We start from the raw sequence: 17,390 nt of genomic DNA, 5'->3' as shown, positions 1-17,390 counted from the left end.
TTCATGCCAGCACCTCGGCGCATGTGGGAAGGTGCATTGCCACCTCGTCGGCATCCATCCGTATCAGGGTGTGCGACAGGCCGCCGTGCTCTTCGATCCACTGCCGCACCCAATCGGGATATTGCGAGAGCAGGTAGTTGGCAGCGACGGCGTTCTCATGAGCGCCGACGCCGTACGGCAGGTGGAAGCCGAAGGATGCACGCGGGGTAGCGCAAAGCTGCTCGGCAGGCAGGGACAAATAGAGCGTACAGGCGCTGTCGCATTCCCCGTCAAAGTGCACCGGCTCGTCGGCGGCGCGCAGTTTGGCGACGTGCAAAGCGAAGGTCACGATCTGGCCACCGGGATTGCCGCGCACCGTCTCCGCGTTCGCGGGCGGCATCGTCAGGACGGCGAAGAACCCAATCGCCATGGCCACCGTCCATCCAACCCATGCAGGCGGCAGATTGGTGGGCATTGCTGTTAACCTCGCGCTCGTCACATGACATCCACGCTAACATCGAGATGGTTAACAACAGGCTGCCTTTGAATTGTAGCCGGCGCTAATATATATCGAAGGCGGTCTTTGCAACCGACGCAATCGCGGCATTTAAGCGCGTGGAAAAAATCATTTTCGTAGGCAGTGGCTTGATGAGAAGTTGGAGGCTCTTCGGGAGGTCCCCATCGGCCGAATAGCTCGTAGTGGAGCACCGGCCACCTTGTGATGGCCGGTGCTTCAGTCGCCGGCTCTCAGAGCCAGATGCCCAACCAGACACGCCTGCGCCAGCAGCGGACGTGACGCCGGCCGTGGCGCCAATAGTGGCGGCAGACTCGTCTCCAGACGTGCCGCCGATGATAGTGGTGGTGATGCCGGCGATGGGAGACCTGCTCCACTTCGGCCCGATCGTCTCCCTCGAAAAACGCTGGATCCGGTTTGTCGAGTTCATCGAGAATTCCGTTGCCGTCCGGAATGCCGGCAACCGCCTTGCCGGGTCTGGCTATGCCAGCAAGCGTGACCATCCCCGCTACGCCAAGCATTCCGGTGAGAAACAAGCGACGTTCCATCGAAACCTCCCTGGTTGTTGACCACCGGCAATCTCGCCCCCCGGCTTAGAACAGGCTCCAGTGCGAAATGCCGATTGGATTGAACGCAGGATTTCGATTCTCGTTCCAATCAGCCCACTTCCCGCAGAATGAAGTCGTGCAGCATCTTGGCTGCCGGCGACAGCACGCGGTTCTTCACCGTGATCAGGCTGTAGGGCCTGACCTCGATGTCGAACTCGGTCTGGACAACATCGATGGCGCCTGCCAGCCCATCGGGGCTCTGGATGAATTTCGCCACCTGGATTGAGACCGGCGCGATGGCGTCGGACTGAGCGACCATGACCAGGGTCAACAGCAGCGAGCTGGTGTTGAGGATGCGGTCCGGCAGCGCGATGTTGCGGTTCAAGAAATTGCTTTCCATTGCCTGGCGCAGCGGCGAGCCACCCGACTGAAAAACCCAGTCATAGGCGGCAGTGTCCTCCAGCCGCACCGCTTTGCCGTTGCTCAGCGGGTGGCCGCGGCGCACGATCAGGCAGGCCTTTTCGACGCCGATGACGCGCGATTCGAACAGCCGCGGATTGAGGTCGTCGGGGATGCGGGCGATGATGAAATCATGGCGCGTGGCGATCAGTTCGCGCGCCAGCACGTTGGAGGTCTCGACCTGCATGGTGATCTCGATGCGCGGGTAGATACGGCGTATCTCGCGGATCGCTGGCACCGCCAGCTCGATCGCCGGCGCGGTTACAGCGCCGAGGAACACCGCGCCGCCCTTGCCCGCCTTGAGCTCGGAAATCTCGCGGTCGGCCTCGCGCATCTCGAGCAGGATCGAGCGCGCGCGCCTGGCCAGCGCCTTGCCGTAGGGGGTGAGCGTGATGCCGCGCGGCAGCCTTTCGCACAGCTTGACGTCGAGCACGGCTTCCATCTCGGCGATCATGCGCGACGCCGCCGGCTGCGAGATATTCATCACCTGCGCCGCCGCGCTCACGCGGCCGTGGTCGTCGAGCGCGACGATCATGCGCATGTGGCGCAAGCTGAGGCCGCTGCGCAAAAGGGTTTCGCTGTTCCCCGGGAGCTCGTCGTAACCATTTGAGATTCCATCGGGATTGCGCAGCGCTGCCATGATTTTCCCCTGCTCTCCGCTTGCGACCAGCCGGCAGTCCGGCCATGCCTTCAGCTGCATCTAATATATATCAGTTTCGATATAGCAACTATCAAAGATCGCATTTGACAGTTATGGCAAAGGGACACACTTTGAGCGCGTCTTGAGACTTGACGGTCGGTGATGAGCAAAATCGTATCGATTGAAATCAGCGTCTCGGGACGATTGGGAGGATACCAGAGATCGATATGCCGGCGGTGGCGCGTTTGCGCTTCCGCTCGACTGCGCGGCCCGCGAAGCCCCGGGGTGCCGCGTCCATCAACCAGGGAGAGTTAAGTGAAAATCATCAAGACGCTGGCCGCCGTCGCGGCCCTTGGCATCGCTGCCATGACCTACTCGGCGCACGCAGCAGACAAAGGGCTGATCGGCGTGCTGATGCCCACCAAGGAATCGCAGCGCTGGATCAATGACGGCGACGCCGTCAAGTCCCAGCTCGAGGCTCTCGGCTACACGGTCGACCTGCAGTATGCGCAGAACGACATTCCGAACCAGCTCAGCCAGTTGGAAAACGAAATCACCAAGGGCCCGAAGGCGCTGATCATCGCCTCGATCGACGGCACCACCCTGTCGGACGCGCTGCAGAAGGCCGCTGACGCCGGTGTCGTCGTCGTTGCCTATGACCGCCTGATCAAGAAGACCGCCAATGTCGACTACTACACCACCTTCGACAATTTCGGCGTCGGCGTGATCCAGGCGAACTCCCTGGTCAAGGGCCTCAAGGAGCGTTTCCCGAACACCAAGCCGTGGAACGTTGAACTGTTCGGCGGCTCGCCGGACGACAACAACGCCTTCTTCTTCTACAACGGTGCGATTTCCGTCCTGCAGCCGCTGATCGATGACGGTTCGATCAAGATCAAGTCTGGCCAGACTGGCATGGACAAGGTCGGCACGCTGCGTTGGCTCGCCGCCACCGCCCAGGCGCGCATGGACAACCTGCTCTCCGCCAACTACTCGGACGGCAGCCGCGTCGATGGCGTTCTGTCGCCCTATGACGGCCTGTCGCGCGGCATCACCGCCTCGCTGCGCGCTGTCGGCTACGGCACGGACGCTCAGCCCTGGCCGATCGTGACCGGCCAGGACGCCGAGACCGCTTCGGTCAAGCTGATCATCTCGGGCGAGCAGTACTCGACCGTGTTCAAGGACACCCGCGAACTGGCCAAGGCGACTGTCGGCCTGATCGACAAGGTGCTCTCGGGCGGCAAGCCGGAAGGCCTCGACGAAAAGACCTACAACAACGACGTCAAGGTCGTTCCTTCGATCCTTTTGACGCCGCATGATGTCGACAAGTCGAACTACCAGGCGCTGGTCGTCGACTCCGGCTACATCAAGGCCGAAGACCTGAAGTAATCTCGGTTACAAAGCCTGGGGTCCCGCGTACAGCGGGGCCCCTTTTTGCTAGCGCGGCGAATCCAAAATTCGCATACTAGCCTTCCGGCATTGATCCGGACCTCGAAGGAGCGGTATTCCTGATGGCCTCGACGATTTTGGAGATGCGCGACATCACCAAGACGTTCCCCGGCGTGAAGGCGCTGTCGAACGTCAACCTCAGCGTCGAGGAAGGCGAGATCCATGCCGTGGTCGGCGAGAACGGCGCCGGCAAATCGACGCTGATGAAGGTGCTGTCGGGCGTCTATGCATCCGGCACCTATGATGGCGCGATCGTCTACCGTGGTGAGGAATGCCATTTCAAAGGCATTCACGACAGCGAACACAAGGGCATCGTCATCATCCACCAGGAACTTGCGCTGGTGCCGATGCTGTCGATCGCCGAAAACATTTTCCTCGGCAACGAACACGCCAAATTCGGCGTCATCGACTGGAATGCCAACGAGACGCGCACCAGCGCCTTGCTGAAGAAGGTGGGCCTCAAGGAGGATCCCAAGACGCTGATCACCAATATCGGCGTCGGCAAGCAGCAGCTGGTCGAGATCGCCAAGGCGCTCAGCAAGGAAGTCAAGCTGCTGATCCTCGACGAGCCGACGGCATCGCTCAGCGAAAAGGACAGCCAGACGCTGCTCGACCTTTTGCTCGAATTCAAGCGGCAAGGCATCACCTCGATCCTGATCTCGCACAAGCTCAACGAGATAAACCGGGTCGCCGACAAGGTCACCATCATCCGCGACGGGCGGACCATCGAGACGCTGGCCAAGAAAGACATTTCCGAAGACCGCATCATCACCTCGATGGTCGGGCGTTCGCTCGACGACCGCTATCCGCCGCGCGAACCGAAGATCGGCGACGTCGTGCTGCAAGTGAAGAACTGGTCGGTCTATCATCCGATCCATGCCGAACGGCAGGTGATCAAGGGCATCGATATTACCGCGCGCAAGGGCGAGGTGGTGGGTATCGCCGGGCTGATGGGCGCCGGACGCACCGAATTCGCGATGAGCCTGTTCGGCCGCTCCTATGGCCGCCGCATCACCGGCGAAGTGCTGCTCAACGGCAAGCCGATCGATGTCTCCTCGGTCAGCAAGGCGGTAGCCCATGGCATTGCCTATGTCACCGAGGACCGCAAGACCTACGGTCTCAACCTGATCGATCATATCAAGCACAACATCACGCTGGCCAACCTTGGCGGCGTCTCGCGCCACGCGGTGATCGACGATTTGCGCGAACTCGCCGTCGCCAACGACTACAAGGCCAAGACCAACATCCGCTCGTCCAGCGTCTATCAGATGACCGGCAATCTATCGGGCGGCAACCAGCAGAAGGTGGTGCTGTCGAAATGGCTGTTTGCCAATCCGGAAGTGCTGATCCTCGACGAGCCGACGCGCGGCATCGACGTCGGCGCCAAGTATGAAATCTACACCATCATCGCCCGCCTCGCCTCCGAGGGTAAGGCGATCATCGTCATCTCTTCGGAGATGCCTGAATTGCTCGGCATCACCGACCGCATCTACGTCATGAATGAAGGGCGCATGGTTGGAGAAATGGCGGCGAGCGACGCCAGCCAGGAAAAGATCATGCGCGCCATCGTTCGGGGAGAAGGAAAAGCATCATGACCACAGAAAGCGCTCCCGCGCCGAAAAGCGGCGTCGCCGAAGATGTGCAGCAGGGGCCGCGCGTTGCCGTCTCGGCGCTGATCACCAATTTGCGCGACTACGGCCTGATCCTGGCGCTGATCGCCATCATGGTGTTCTTCCAGTTCACCACCTCAGGCACCCTGTTCAAGCCGGTGAACCTGAGCAATCTGGTGCAGCAGAACTCGTTCATCATCGTGATGGCGCTGGGCATGCTTCTGGTCATCGTCTCCGGCCATATCGACCTCAGCGTCGGCTCCGTCGCCGGTTTCATCGGCGCGCTGGCGGCGATGATGATGGTCATCTGGCCGCTCGGACCGTTCAGCAATCCGCTGGTGGTGTCGATCATCTGCCTCATCATCGGCGGCGGCATCGGCGCGGCACAAGGCTACTGGATTGCCTATCACCGAATACCGAGCTTCATCGTCACGCTGGCGGGAATGCTGATCTTTCGCGGCATCTGCCAGGCGCTGCTGGGTGGCGGGTCGTCGGTCGGGCCGCTTCCAGACGGCTTCAAGGCGCTCAGCTCCGGCTTCATTCCAGACCTGATCGGCCCCTTGACGCTGATACCGCCGACGGTGAACGCCGCCGGCAAGACCATTATCGGCAGCGGCATGACCCTGCACATGACGACGATCGTGCTGGGCCTGATCGCCGTGCTCGCCTATGCCTATTTCGGGCTGAAGGCACGGCGTACTCGCGAAGCGCATGGCTATCAGGCCGAGCCCTTCACGCTGTTCGTCGTCAAGACCCTGGTGACCAGCGCGTTGGCGCTGTTCCTGGTCTACCAGTTCGCCAGCTACAGGGGCCTGCCGATCGTACTCATGGTGATGGGCGCGCTGATCGCGCTGTTCGTCTTCGTCACCAAACGCATGACGATCGGTCGCCGCATCTACGCCATGGGCGGCAATGCCAAGGCGGCGCAGCTGTCGGGCATCAAGACTGAGCGGCTGACCCTGATGGTGTTCGTCAACATGGGTGTGCTGTCGGCGCTTGGCGGCCTGATCATAGCGGCGCGCCTGGGGCAGGCCGTGCCTGCGGCGGGCCTTGGCAGCGAGCTCGACGTCATCGCCGCGGTCTTCATTGGCGGCGCTTCGGCGATGGGCGGTGTCGGCCAGGTCATCGGCGCGGTGGTCGGCGGCTTCATCATGGGCGTGATGAACAACGGCATGTCGATCATGGGCGTCAATGTCGACTGGCAGCAGGTGGTCAAAGGCCTGGTGCTGCTCGGCGCCGTGGTCTTCGACGTCTACAACAAGAACAAGGGTTGAAGGCGAGGGAACCAGGAAGGCATACGGGTCACATCGCGGCTGCCGGCAACCCGCCGGCGCACAGAAGTCCCCCAGGGGACCAGGCCCGCGAAGCGCTATCCCGACGAAGAATTTCACCCGTGGCGCGGAATGGTCCCGAGCCGCGACGGTCAGGGTTTGCCACGCCGGCAGCCGGGCCTAGTCACCAGAGAGAGGGTATATCATGCTGATCTCCCAGATCCTCGACGACGCCGAGACGATCCGCGTCGTCGCCCGCAACGGCGGCAAGACCCGGATCATCAACGGCGCGCGCAGCGTCTATTCGCTGGCGATGGAAGCCGCGCGCACCGGCACCGGGCTGGTCGCGCTGATCGAGCGCAAAGGCTTCGGCGAGGCCGTCGATCTCGACGGCGCCTACAAGAAGGGGCGGCTGCTGTCGCCGATCAACCACCCCGATCCCGCACATCTGCATCTCACCGGCACGGGGCTTACGCATCTCGGCTCGGCGGCAACGCGCGATTCCATGCACAAGAAGCTCAGCAGCGACGGCGAGGAACAGCTCACCGATTCAATGAAGATGTTCCGCATGGGTCTGGAAGGCGGCAAGCCGGCGAAAGGCCAGACCGGCGTGCAGCCGGAATGGTTCTACAAGGGCAACGGCACCATGGCGGTGGCGCCGGGTGCGCCGCTGATGTCGCCGGCTTTCGCCCAGGACGCCGGCGAGGAGCCGGAAGTCGCCGGCATCTATGTCATCGGCGACGACGGCGCGCCGTTCCGCGTCGGCTTCACGCTGTCGAACGAGTTTTCCGACCACGTCACCGAGCGGGTGAATTATCTGTTTCTGGCGCATTCCAAGCTGCGTAACGCTTCGTTCGGGCCGGAGATCCTGATCGGCGACCTGCCGTCGGATATCAGGGGCGCCTCGCGCATCGTTCGCGACGGCAAGGTGCTGTGGGAAAAGCCATTCCTGTCGGGCGAAGCGAACATGTCGCACACCATCGCCAATCTCGAACACCACCATTTCAAATATTCGGCCTTCCGCCAGCCGGGCGACGTGCATGTTCACATGTTCGGCACGGCGACGCTGTCGTTTGCCGACGGCATCAGGACCGAGGCCGGCGATACGTTCGAAATCGAAGCCAAGGATTTCGGCCTGCCGCTGCGCAACCCACTCGAAATGGAGCGGCCGGTGAAGGTGGCGGTGAAGGCTCTGTGAGACTGGGTAATCTCCCCCCTCGTGGGGGAGATGGCCGGTAGGCCAGAGGGGGCGCTGTCCCTCCAGCGTCTCAATCGAAAACAACTGTGACTTCAGGTTGTTTCCTACCGCCGAAAAGGAGAGGTCGCGATCTTTCGCGCCCCCCCTCTGCCCTGCCGGGCATCTCCCCCACGAGGGGGGAGATTGCAGCTCCAACCTCAATAGATATCGAAGTCGAAATACTTGGCCTGGATCTTCTTGTAGGTACCGTCGGCGACGATGGCGTCGATGGCCGCATTGAGCTTGTCGCGCAGTGCGGTGTCTTCCAGGCGCACAGCAATGCCGGCTTGCGTCTCGGTGCCCTTGATATCGCCGATCATCTTGCAGCAGCCGTCGCTCGCCTTCTTCATCCAGTCGACCAGCACGAATTTGTCCGAGATGACAGCGTCGAGGCGGCCGTTGGTCAGATCGGTGATCGCCTCTTCCTGGGTCGGGTAGAGCTTGGCCTCGGCGCCGGCCTTGCCATAGACGTCCTGGGCATAGTCGGCCTGGGTGGTCGACGCCTGAGCGCCCACCGTCTTGCCGGCCAGGGCCGCCGCTTCAGTCGAGGTGAGCTCGCTGTCCTTCAGGGCCACCATGGCAAGCGGCGTCGTGTAATATTTGTTGGTGAAAGCGACCTGTTTCTTGCGTTCCTCGGTGATGCTCATCGAGGCGATGATGGCGTCGAACTTCTTGGCCTGGAGCGCGGGAATAATGCCGTCCCAATCCTGCGTGACGATCTCGCACTCGACCTTCATCTGCGCGCAAAGCGCATCGGCGATGTCGATGTCGAAGCCGACGACCTTGCCGTCCGGCGTGATGGTGTTGAATGGCGGATAGGCACCCTCGGTGCCGATCTTCAGTTTTTCCGCGGCCTGCGCCGACAAGGAGCCGGCAGCAATGACCAGCATGGCAGCGCTTGCCGCCGATAGGATCCATCTCGAAATCTGCATTTTTGTTCCCCTTGATTTACGTCTTTCTGACGGCCTGGTTGCAGCCAAGCACGGCGCGCCGGGTCAGGCAAGCGCAGTCTGACGGTGACAAGGAAGATCAGCGCGCGGCGCGGAAGTGCTTGGACAGCTTCAGGCCCTGCGCCTGGTAGTTGGAGCCGAGATCGGTACCGTAGAGCGCCTGCGGCCGCTTAAGCATGTGTTCGTAGACCAGCCGCCCGACGATCTGGCCATGGTCGAGGATGAACGGCACTTCGTGGCTGCGCACTTCGAGCACCGCCCGGCTGCCGGTGCCGCCTGACGCCGAATGGCCAAAACCCGGATCGAAGAAGCCAGCATAATGGACGCGGAATTCGCCAACCAGCGGATCGAAGGGCGTCATCTCGGCGGCATAGAGCGGCGGCACATGCACCGCCTCGCGCGACACCAGTATGTAGAACTCGTCGGGATCGAGCACCAGCTCGCCGGCGCCGCGCTTGTAGAGCGGCTCCCAGAAGTCGACGACATCCTGCGCGGCGCGCTTGTCGACATCGACCAGGCCGGTGTGATGCTTGCCGCGATAGCCGACCAGCCCATCCTTGTCGCCGTCGAGATCGATCGACAGCGCAATGCCGCCGCCGGAAATGTTGGGTGGCTCGGTGGCGACCAGCATCTCGGCGCGATGCAATTCGCTCAGCTCAGCCTCCGACAAAAGCGCATTGCCGGTGCGGAACCGGATCTGCGACAGCCGCGAGCCGGTGCGCACGACGATGGGGAAGGTGCGCGGGCTGACTTCCAGATAGAGCGGGCCGTCATAGCCGGCGGCGATCTTGTCGAACTCGTGGCCGCGATCGGTCATCACCCGGGTGAAGATGTCGAGCCGTCCGGTCGAACTCTTGGGGTTGGCCGATGCGGAAATGTTGGCAGGCAGCGCCAGGCTTTCGAGCAGCGGCACGATGTAGACGCAGCCGGTTTCCAATACGGCGCCTTCGGCGAGGTCGATCTCGTGCAATTTCAGCCGGTCGAGCTTCTCGGCGACCTTGTGGCTCGGCCCGGGCAGAAAGGAAGCGCGCACCCGCCACGCTTTGGCGCCGAGCCTGAGATCGAGGCTGGCCGGCTGGATCTGGTCGGCATCGAGCGCGCGCGGCGACTTCAGCGCACCGGACTGGAACAGCGCCGAGATGTCCTGATCGGGAAGAATGCCTGTCTGCCGCAAGGCTCTGCTCCTTAGCCGCTGGTACAAACCTCTTAATCAAGCCGGGAATTGACGCAAGCGCGGTGCAGGTCTAAAGGGTCGTTATCCCGTGGTGATTTGGCCGGTCGGCTTGCAGCCACGTTAAACAAGTCGCTAAAGGACCGTCGGGCCGCAAGGCCGTATGGACCGGTTGCGACTTTCGCGGCCGGTTTTTTTGTGTCTGGAACAAAAGCGATGAGCACCAAGAAGCGTAACTGGAAGCCTCAGACGGCACTCGTGCATGCCGGGACCCTGCGTTCCCAATTCGGCGAAACGTCGGAGGCGATGTACCTCACCCAGGGCTATGTCTATGAAACGGCGCAGGCAGCCGAAGCCCGCTTCAAGGGCGAAGAGCCGGGCTTCATCTATTCGCGCTACGCCAACCCGACCGTCGACATGTTCGAAAAGCGCATGTGTGCGCTGGAGGGTGCCGAGGACGCGCGCGCCACCGCGTCCGGCATGGCGGCGGTGACGGCCGCCCTTCTGTGCAGCGCCAGGGCCGGCGACCATATCGTGGCGGCGCGTGCGCTGTTCGGTTCCTGCCGCTGGGTGATCGAGACGTTGGCGCCGAAATACGGCATCGAGGCAACGCTGGTCGACGGCACCGACATCGCCAATTGGGAAAAGGCGGTGAGGCCGAACACAAAACTGTTCTTCCTGGAAAGCCCGACCAACCCGACACTGGAAGTGGTCGACATCGCCGCGGTCGCCGCGTTGGCCACTTCGATCGGCGCACGGCTGATCGTCGACAATGTCTTTGCCACCCCCTTGCAGCAAAAACCTTTGCAGCTCGGCGCCCACATTGTCGTCTACTCGGCGACCAAGCATATTGACGGCCAGGGGCGGTGCCTGGGCGGCGTCATCCTGTCGGACAAGAAGTGGATCGACGAGAATTTGCACGACTATTTCCGCCACACCGGCCCCAGCCTGTCGCCGTTCAACGCCTGGACACTGCTGAAGGGCCTGGAGACGCTGCCGCTGCGTGTGCGCCAGCAGACGGAAAGTGCCGGCAAGATCGCAGATTTCCTGGCCGAGCGGCCGGAAATCGCCCGCGTCATCTATCCGGGCCGCGCCGACCACCCGCAGGCTGATATCGTCAAAAAGCAGATGTCGGGCGGCTCGACGCTGATCTGCCTCGACGTCAAGGGCGGCAAGCAGGCGGCGTTCGCCTTGCAAAACGCGCTCGACATCGTGCTGATCTCCAACAATCTCGGTGATGCCAAAAGCCTGATCACCCATCCGGCGACGACGACGCACAAGAACCTGAGCGACGAGGCGCGCGCCGAACTCGGCATCGGGCCGGGCACGCTCCGGCTGTCGGTCGGTCTCGAGGATGCGGACGATCTGCTGGCGGATATCGAACAGGCGTTGAAGTCGGCCAAATAGGCTTCGCCCGATACCAAAAAAGCGCGGGGCGCTCAGGCGCCCGACGGCGTCTCTTCCAGTTCGGCAACGGCCTTGGTGTGGATGGTCATCGCGTTGCCGCGCCAGTCGACGGCGCCACCCAGCCAGCCGCGCACCCAAAGCGCGGGAAGCATCACGTCGCGCGCCATCATCGCCGCGATCATGCGCGGCGACAGGTACCAGCCTTTGGCCCAGGCCAGGGCGCATTCCGGAAGGTAGGCGAGTGAGAGTACAGCGACAGCAGTTGCCGGCAGGCTGAGGCCTGCACCCGCCGCCGCCAACAGCGCCAGCACCAGCGGCACCGCCGCGCCGGTCAGGATCTCGGGTGCGAAGAACAACGGGAAGGTGACGCGGCGCAGGCGCGCCCAACGCGCCTGGCGTGACCAGATTTCGTCGAATTTGCGCTGGCCAAGCGGCTGCTCGAAGGGCGAGGCGACAAGGTTGACGCGCAGCCCGAGCCCATTGACCAGCTTGGTAGCAGCGGCGTCCTCGGCGATCTCGGCGGCCAGCGCGCGGATGCCGCCATTGGCGTCGAGCATCGGCTTGTTCCACAGCATGCTCTTGCCCTGGGCAAAGCCGAGGCCAAGCGCGTCGCCGGTATATTGCCAGCGTGCCTGCAGCGTGTTGAGGAAAGCGCATTCGACCTCCGCCCAGAACCCGTCCGGACGCGAGCCGATCGGCGTCGAGCAGACAAGGCCGGTGCCGTCGCGCCATGCCGCCAGCAGATGCTGGACATAGTCTCGCGGCATCAGCACGTTGGAATCGGCAAGGATGACCCAGTGGTGGCGCGCCGCTTCCCAACCCTTGACGCAATTGTTGAGTTTTGGATTGGCGCTGATGCGGTCGTCGCCAAACAGCAAGCGGGCCGGTATCTCAGGAAACCGGGCGATCGCCCTGTTTATCAGCTTGACCACCGGATCGTCGGCGTGGGCGACGCAGAAAAGGAGCTCATAGCGCGGCCAGTCGAGCGAGAAGGCGCGTGCCAGGGTCTCCTCGGTAAACGGTTCGACGCCACGCGCCGGCACCACGATCGACACTTCCGGCGCCTTGCCGGCGGGCGGCGCGATGATGCGCGGCCGTCTCAGCTTGAATGAAGCAAGCAGGATGCCGGCGAGGTTTGAAAGAAGCAGGACTATCGAAAGCAGGGCAGCAGCTATGACTGTCAGTTCCATCGAGATCTGGTCACTCCGGGAAAAGCCGGCCGCGAATAGCCGTTTTGAACAGTTCGACAGAGCGCTTGAGTCGCCCGGCACGGTCCGGACACACCATCATTGTCATGTGTCACTTAAATGACATTGTTTGGCGGCACCTGCGCTTGAGGTCGTTGACCGGGCCGGGGAGAGCGCCGACAGTTCCGCTCACATCGCCTTGGAGTAGCCCATGTACCGCGCCGTAACGCGCAACATCGAAGTGCAGGTCAGGCCGTTCTATCTGGAGGATCGCTCAGATCCCTCGGAGAACCGCTATGTCTGGGGCTATCAGATAACCATCGACAACCAGTCGGACGATTTCGTGCAGCTTTTGTCGCGCTATTGGCACATCACCGACGGCACCGGCCGGGTCGAGGAAGTGCGCGGCGCCGGCGTCGTCGGCGACCAGCCCGAACTCAACCCCGGCGACAGCTATCAATACACGTCCGGCTGCCCGCTCTCGACGCCGTCCGGCATCATGGTCGGCCACTACACCATGCGCAACAAGCGGGGCGAGACATTCGACATCGCCATCCCGGCGTTTTCGCTGGATCTGCCGGGGACAAGGCGGACGGTGAATTAGCGTCTTTCTCCCCGTCTTTATACGGGGAGAAATGCCCGGCAGGGCAATGAGGGGCGGCGCCGACCTCCGGAGACTTCTTGTGGATATGACTGAGTGACGCGGAGACTATGCGCCAGCGTCGCGCTGCCCCTCATCCGCCCTTCGGGCACCTTCTCCCCGTAGAACGGGGAGAAGGAAGAGATCTTACTGCGCCGCTGCAAACTCCGCCGGGTCGAAGTCATACTGCTTCGAGCAGAACTCGCAGGCGACGTGGATGCCGCCATCCTCGGTCGAGTCCTTGATCTCCTGTGCGGAGAACCCTTCGAGGATGCCGCGGATCTTGTCGCGCGAGCATGAGCACTGGTCGGCGACCGGAACGCCGGCGAAGACGCGCACGCCGTGCTCGTGGAACAGCCGGTAGAGCAGCCGCTCGGCGCCGATCGTCGGGTCGATCAGTTCGGTCGGCTCGATGGTGCCGAGCAGCGCCACTAGTTCCTGCCAGGAATTGTCGGCCGGTTCATGCGTGATGTCGCGCGGGTCGCCGTCGCCGCCCGAAATGTCGGGCACGCGCATGCGCTCGGGCGATTGCGGCAGGAACTGCGCCAGGATGCCGCCAGCGCGCCACTGCTCGCGGGCACCGCCAGGGCCTGGCGTCAGAAGCTTGGCCACCGAAAGCCTGAGATCGGTCGGGATCTGCTCCGACTGGCGGAAGTAGGTGCGCGCGGCGTCTTCCAGCGCCTCGCCGTCGAGCTGAACGATGCCCTGATAGCGCTGCGTGTGGGCGCCCTGGTCGATGGTCAGCGCCAAAACGCCGCTGCCGAGCAACGTCTGCTGCGACGTTTCGCCGGCAGCGATCAAGGCTTGCAGCCGGTCGGCATCGAAGCGCGCATAGGCCCGCAGCGCCGAGGGCGTGGAAAAATCCGCGACCAGCATGTCGACCGGCCCGTCGGTGCGGGTCTGCAGGATGAACTTGCCCTCGAACTTGAGCGAGGTGCCAAGCAGCACCGTCAGCACACAGGCTTCGGCCAGCAGGCGGGCGACCGGCTCGGGATAGTCGTGGCGGCTGAGGATGGCGTCGAGCATCGGCCCGAGCTGGACCGTGCGGCCGCGCACGTCGAGCGGGCCGACCTCGAAGGGCACGACATGATCGTCGCCGGCATAGCCGAATTCGCCGAGTTTGGGGTGATGTTCAGTCACTTCATAGGTTTCCAACATGACAAAGCTCCAGGGCGCGGCCATGCGGCCCGGAGGGGCACATGCGTCCAAACGCGCTTGATTTGCGTGATGCGGCGCAAATAGGGATCGCGCCCCCGCAGATCAAGCGCCCAGACACCTCAGGCGCCCAGACACTTCAAGCGCCAAGACACCAGGCGAGCACCGCCTTCTGGGCATGAAGCCTGTTCTCGGCCTCGTCGAACACCACCGAATGCGGCCCGTCGATGACCTCGTCGGTGACCTCCTCGCCGCGATGCGCCGGCAAGCAGTGCATGAACAGGGCGTCGGGCTTGGCCTTCGCCATCAGCGCCGCGTTAACCTGGTAGGGCGAGAACACATTGTGGCCGCGGGCGCGATGCTCCTGGCCCATCGACACCCAGCAGTCGGTGACGATGCAATCGGCCTCATGAACGGCTTCCTCGGGCGAGCGGGTGAAGCTGAGCTTGCCGCCATTCGCCTTCGACCAGTCGATGTGCTTCTGCGCCGGCTCGCTGCCTTCGGGCACGGCGACATTCAGGTTGAAGCTGAACCGCGCCGAGGCCTCCAGCAGCGAATGCAGCACATTGTTGCCGTCGCCGGTCCAGGCGATGGTCTTGCCGGCCACCGGACCGCGATGTTCCTCGAAGGTCATGATGTCGGCCATCAGCTGGCAAGGATGGGTGTCGTCGGTCAGCCCGTTGATGACAGGAATGGTCGCGTTCTCGGTCAGCTCCAGCAGCCGCTCATGCGAGGTGGTGCGGATCATGATCGCGTCGACATAGCGCGACAGCACCTTGGCGGTGTCGGCGATGGTTTCGGAGCGGCCGAGCTGCATCTCGGTCCCGGTCAGCATGATGGTCTCGCCGCCGAGCTGGCGCATGCCGACGTCGAACGACACGCGCGTGCGCGTCGACGGCTTGTCGAAGATCATCGCCAGCACCTTGCCTTCGAGCGGCCTGGTCCGCTCGCCGGCCTTGAGCCTGGCCTTTCGGACCACCGCGTCGTCCAGCATGAAGCGCAGGTCGCCTTCGGAAACGGCGGAAAGATCGGTGAAATGGCGAAGTGACATCAGGAATGGTTCCGGGATTACTTCGCGGCAGCCGCGGCGATGGCATCCGCCAGGCCCCGGGCACCGGCGCGGATGCGGTCGAGCGCCTCGTGGATCTCGGCGTCGGTAACGGTGAGCGGCGGCAGCAGGCGAATGACGTTGTCGCCGGCCGGCACCGCCAGCAAATGCTGGTCGCGCAGCGCCATGTTGACCTTGGTGTTGGGCATCGCGCATTTGAGGCCGAGCATCAGCCCGGTGCCTCTGATGCCTTCGATGACATCGGGAAATTCGTCGGCAACAGCCGCCAGCCCCTGTTTCATCAGCAGCGCCTTGCGCTGGACGTCCTCGAGGAAGCCGTCTTCCAGCACCACGTCGAGCACGGCGTTGCCGACGGCCATGGCCAGCGGATTGCCGCCGAACGTTGTCCCGTGCACGCCTGCGGTCATGCCGACCGCGGCCTCGTCGGTGGCAAGGCAGGCGCCCATCGGGAAGCCACCGCCGATACCCTTGGCAATCGCCATCAGGTCAGGGGTGACGCCCGACCATTCATGCGCGAACAGCTTTCCGGTGCGGCCGATGCCGCACTGGACCTCGTCGAAGATCAGCAGCAGGCCGTGCTGTTCGCACAGCTGCCGCAGCCGCTTCAGCGACTGCGTCGGCACCGGGCGGATACCGCCCTCGCCTTGCACCGGCTCGATCAGGATCGCCGCTGTCTCCGGCGTGATCGCCTTTTCGGCGGCGTCGATGTCGTCGAAGCCGACCTGGTCGAAACCTTCGACCTTGGGGCCAAAGCCTTCCAGGTATTTATACTGGCCGCCGGCGGCGATGGTCGCCAGGGTGCGGCCATGGAAGGCGCCTTCGAAGGTGATGACGCGGAAGCGCTCGGGATGGCCGTTGACGAATTGATAGCGCCGCGCCGTCTTGATGGCGCATTCCAGCGCCTCGGCGCCGGAATTGGTGAAGAACACCTTGTCGGCGAAAGTCGCGTCGGCCAGCCGTTCGCCGAGCCTGCTCTGCGCCGGAATCTCGTAGAGGTTGGAGACGTGCCAGAGCTTGGCTGCCTGCTCGGTGAGCGCGGCGACCAGGTGCGGATGGCTGTGGCCAAGCGAGTTCACGGCGATACCGCCGGCAAAATCGAGATATCGCTCGCCCTTGTCAGTGACCAGCCAAGTGCCTTCCCCGTGGTCGAAAGCCAGGGGTGCGCGAGCAAAGGTCTCGAAAAGCGCCGAACCGCTCATTATATGCGTCTCCGGAACCGGAAAATCAAAAAAGCCGCCCAAGCGGCGGCCTTTGCGGCTTATCGTGTTTTTCGGCCATGAAGTCAACGAAAACGTCGTGCAAAGGCGCGCGGCAAGCCCTCCGACGAGACGCCGGCTCATAAGCGACCGGGCAAGTTGGGGAAAACCTAAAAAACCGATTCGTGTTGCACTTCGGACTCTTGTCACCGAGTCAGCGCATGAGGTAATTGTAGTCGGGAAATAACTAGATTTCGTGCGGCGGACCTAATCACCTGATATATGTGGTGTCTGCCCCGGCAAAAAATTGCCGGGTCGGGAATGGATTCCGGCCGTCGCACGCTTACAGGAGCGCGGTCTCATGAACTGGACTGACGAGCGGGTCGAACTTCTCAGGAAATTGTGGTCGGAGGGTCTGAGCGCCAGCCAGATTGCCGCACAGCTTGGTGGGGTCAGCCGTAACGCGGTCATCGGCAAGGTGCACCGGCTGAAGCTGTCGGGCCGCGGACGCTCGACCGCGACGCCGGCGCGCCAGAAGAAGGCGGTGCAGGGGTCGACCATCCAGAAATCGGTGGCGCGCGCCGCAAGTGCCACGCGCCATGTCACCACCTCGATCGGCGCCAACGCGCTCCAGACGCAGTTCGATGCCGAACCGGTGGCGCGCCACTATATCCGCCCGGTCGAGAATGTCGTCCTGCCGATCTCGCGGCATCTGCAGCTCGTCGAGCTGACCGAGCGCACCTGCAAATGGCCGAATGGCGATCCGCTTTCGGAGGATTTCCACTTCTGCGGCAACGACGCCGCCGAAACCGGACCATATTGCAAGTACCATGCGCGGGTTGCGTTCCAGCCGGCTTCGGAGCGGCGGCGGAGTCGCTGAGCGAATAGCGAATAGCGAATAGCGAATAGCG

16 protein-coding genes and 1 riboswitch are annotated in these 17,390 nt (G+C 63.0%); of the genes, 8 read left to right on the top strand and 8 right to left on the bottom strand.

From position 1 onward, the window contains the following. Nucleotide 1 precedes the first annotated feature (1 nt). The gene (locus AC1DX6_RS05250) at nucleotides 2-454 is read right to left on the bottom strand and encodes a hypothetical protein (RefSeq protein WP_477311654.1); all 453 of its coding nucleotides are present in this window, start codon (nucleotides 452-454) and stop codon (nucleotides 2-4) included. A gap of 341 nt (nucleotides 455-795) precedes the next feature. On the opposite strand from AC1DX6_RS05250, the gene AC1DX6_RS05245 reads away from it, so the two are divergent. Further along, nucleotides 796-1,062, top strand: a complete 267-nt coding sequence (locus tag AC1DX6_RS05245) for a hypothetical protein (protein ID WP_477311653.1) — start codon at nucleotides 796-798, stop codon at nucleotides 1,060-1,062. A gap of 88 nt (nucleotides 1,063-1,150) precedes the next feature. On the opposite strand, the gene AC1DX6_RS05240 is transcribed toward AC1DX6_RS05245, so the two are convergent. Next, a complete protein-coding gene (locus AC1DX6_RS05240; protein ID WP_477311652.1) occupies nucleotides 1,151-2,140 on the bottom strand; it encodes a LysR family transcriptional regulator in 990 nt (329 codons plus the stop codon). 315 nt (nucleotides 2,141-2,455) lie between these two features. On the opposite strand from AC1DX6_RS05240, the gene chvE reads away from it, so the two are divergent. From chvE to araD1, 4 genes are all read left to right on the top strand, one after another. Next, complete coding sequence (gene chvE / locus AC1DX6_RS05235) at nucleotides 2,456-3,526, top strand: multiple monosaccharide ABC transporter substrate-binding protein (RefSeq protein ID WP_183445507.1); 1,071 nt, start codon at nucleotides 2,456-2,458, stop codon at nucleotides 3,524-3,526. A gap of 122 nt (nucleotides 3,527-3,648) precedes the next feature. Continuing rightward, a complete protein-coding gene (gene mmsA, locus AC1DX6_RS05230) occupies nucleotides 3,649-5,181 on the top strand; it encodes a multiple monosaccharide ABC transporter ATP-binding protein (protein WP_477311651.1) in 1,533 nt (510 codons plus the stop codon). After that, a complete protein-coding gene (gene mmsB / locus AC1DX6_RS05225; RefSeq protein ID WP_477311650.1) occupies nucleotides 5,178-6,470 on the top strand; it encodes a multiple monosaccharide ABC transporter permease in 1,293 nt (430 codons plus the stop codon). Before mmsA ends, mmsB begins: the two co-directional genes overlap by 4 nt. A 202-nt stretch (nucleotides 6,471-6,672) precedes the next feature. Further along, nucleotides 6,673-7,665: an AraD1 family protein gene (gene araD1 / locus AC1DX6_RS05220; RefSeq protein WP_477311649.1), complete on the top strand. Its 993-nt coding sequence runs from the start codon at nucleotides 6,673-6,675 to the stop codon at nucleotides 7,663-7,665. Nucleotides 7,666-7,862: 197 nt separating this feature from the next. Here the strand turns inward: araD1 and AC1DX6_RS05215 are convergent, their stop codons facing one another. Together AC1DX6_RS05215 and AC1DX6_RS05210 are read right to left on the bottom strand one after the other, a co-directional pair. Then, nucleotides 7,863-8,636 (bottom strand): ABC transporter substrate-binding protein, encoded by a 774-nt coding sequence (locus AC1DX6_RS05215; RefSeq protein ID WP_477311648.1) that lies wholly within the window; start codon nucleotides 8,634-8,636, stop codon nucleotides 7,863-7,865. A gap of 97 nt (nucleotides 8,637-8,733) precedes the next feature. Next, complete coding sequence (locus tag AC1DX6_RS05210) at nucleotides 8,734-9,828, bottom strand: 2'-deoxycytidine 5'-triphosphate deaminase (protein ID WP_477311647.1); 1,095 nt, start codon at nucleotides 9,826-9,828, stop codon at nucleotides 8,734-8,736. Nucleotides 9,829-9,906: 78 nt separating this feature from the next. Next, nucleotides 9,907-9,984, top strand: a riboswitch (SAM riboswitch). 57 nt (nucleotides 9,985-10,041) lie between these two features. Between AC1DX6_RS05210 and AC1DX6_RS05205 the strand changes: the two genes are divergently transcribed. Further along, complete coding sequence (locus AC1DX6_RS05205; RefSeq protein ID WP_477311646.1) at nucleotides 10,042-11,232, top strand: O-succinylhomoserine sulfhydrylase; 1,191 nt, start codon at nucleotides 10,042-10,044, stop codon at nucleotides 11,230-11,232. A 32-nt stretch (nucleotides 11,233-11,264) separates the two neighbouring features. Here AC1DX6_RS05205 and AC1DX6_RS05200 read toward each other — a convergent pair whose 3' ends face one another. After that, nucleotides 11,265-12,422, bottom strand: a complete 1,158-nt coding sequence (locus AC1DX6_RS05200; RefSeq protein ID WP_477311645.1) for a ceramide glucosyltransferase — start codon at nucleotides 12,420-12,422, stop codon at nucleotides 11,265-11,267. A gap of 208 nt (nucleotides 12,423-12,630) precedes the next feature. On the opposite strand from AC1DX6_RS05200, the gene apaG reads away from it, so the two are divergent. After that, complete coding sequence (gene apaG, locus AC1DX6_RS05195) at nucleotides 12,631-13,023, top strand: Co2+/Mg2+ efflux protein ApaG (RefSeq protein ID WP_477241752.1); 393 nt, start codon at nucleotides 12,631-12,633, stop codon at nucleotides 13,021-13,023. Nucleotides 13,024-13,206: 183 nt separating this feature from the next. On the opposite strand, the gene AC1DX6_RS05190 is transcribed toward apaG, so the two are convergent. The 3 genes from AC1DX6_RS05190 to AC1DX6_RS05180 all read right to left on the bottom strand — a co-directional run bounded on the left by AC1DX6_RS05190 (nucleotide 13,207) and on the right by AC1DX6_RS05180 (nucleotide 16,482). Then, nucleotides 13,207-14,241, bottom strand: a complete 1,035-nt coding sequence (locus AC1DX6_RS05190; protein ID WP_477311644.1) for an Hsp33 family molecular chaperone — start codon at nucleotides 14,239-14,241, stop codon at nucleotides 13,207-13,209. A gap of 112 nt (nucleotides 14,242-14,353) precedes the next feature. After that, complete coding sequence (gene argF, locus AC1DX6_RS05185; RefSeq protein WP_477311643.1) at nucleotides 14,354-15,265, bottom strand: ornithine carbamoyltransferase; 912 nt, start codon at nucleotides 15,263-15,265, stop codon at nucleotides 14,354-14,356. A 17-nt stretch (nucleotides 15,266-15,282) separates the two neighbouring features. After that, complete coding sequence (locus AC1DX6_RS05180) at nucleotides 15,283-16,482, bottom strand: acetylornithine transaminase (RefSeq protein ID WP_477311642.1); 1,200 nt, start codon at nucleotides 16,480-16,482, stop codon at nucleotides 15,283-15,285. 358 nt (nucleotides 16,483-16,840) lie between these two features. On the opposite strand from AC1DX6_RS05180, the gene AC1DX6_RS05175 reads away from it, so the two are divergent. Next, nucleotides 16,841-17,359: a GcrA family cell cycle regulator gene (locus AC1DX6_RS05175; RefSeq protein ID WP_477311641.1), complete on the top strand. Its 519-nt coding sequence runs from the start codon at nucleotides 16,841-16,843 to the stop codon at nucleotides 17,357-17,359. Nucleotides 17,360-17,390 lie beyond the last annotated feature (31 nt).

This window comes from Mesorhizobium sp. P2_C4, assembly GCF_056404575.1.
Note: the sequence above shows the minus strand (reverse complement) of the source record. Positions and strands in the feature narration are given on the sequence as shown.

What these genes read in the sequence shown, in the direction of transcription:
- AC1DX6_RS05250 (WP_477311654.1), bottom strand. Translation starts at nt 454, where the DNA reads ATGCCCACCAATCTGCCGCCTGCATGGGTTGGATGGACGGTGGCCATG.
- AC1DX6_RS05240 (WP_477311652.1), bottom strand. Translation starts at nt 2,140, where the DNA reads ATGGCAGCGCTGCGCAATCCCGATGGAATCTCAAATGGTTACGACGAG.
- mmsA (WP_477311651.1), top strand. Translation starts at nt 3,649, where the DNA reads ATGGCCTCGACGATTTTGGAGATGCGCGACATCACCAAGACGTTCCCC.
- mmsB (WP_477311650.1), top strand. Translation starts at nt 5,178, where the DNA reads ATGACCACAGAAAGCGCTCCCGCGCCGAAAAGCGGCGTCGCCGAAGAT.
- araD1 (WP_477311649.1), top strand. Translation starts at nt 6,673, where the DNA reads ATGCTGATCTCCCAGATCCTCGACGACGCCGAGACGATCCGCGTCGTC.
- AC1DX6_RS05215 (WP_477311648.1), bottom strand. Translation starts at nt 8,636, where the DNA reads ATGCAGATTTCGAGATGGATCCTATCGGCGGCAAGCGCTGCCATGCTG.
- AC1DX6_RS05205 (WP_477311646.1), top strand. Translation starts at nt 10,042, where the DNA reads ATGAGCACCAAGAAGCGTAACTGGAAGCCTCAGACGGCACTCGTGCAT.
- AC1DX6_RS05200 (WP_477311645.1), bottom strand. Translation starts at nt 12,422, where the DNA reads ATGGAACTGACAGTCATAGCTGCTGCCCTGCTTTCGATAGTCCTGCTT.
- apaG (WP_477241752.1), top strand. Translation starts at nt 12,631, where the DNA reads ATGTACCGCGCCGTAACGCGCAACATCGAAGTGCAGGTCAGGCCGTTC.
- AC1DX6_RS05190 (WP_477311644.1), bottom strand. Translation starts at nt 14,241, where the DNA reads ATGGCCGCGCCCTGGAGCTTTGTCATGTTGGAAACCTATGAAGTGACT.
- argF (WP_477311643.1), bottom strand. Translation starts at nt 15,265, where the DNA reads ATGTCACTTCGCCATTTCACCGATCTTTCCGCCGTTTCCGAAGGCGAC.
- AC1DX6_RS05180 (WP_477311642.1), bottom strand. Translation starts at nt 16,482, where the DNA reads ATGAGCGGTTCGGCGCTTTTCGAGACCTTTGCTCGCGCACCCCTGGCT.
- AC1DX6_RS05175 (WP_477311641.1), top strand. Translation starts at nt 16,841, where the DNA reads ATGAACTGGACTGACGAGCGGGTCGAACTTCTCAGGAAATTGTGGTCG.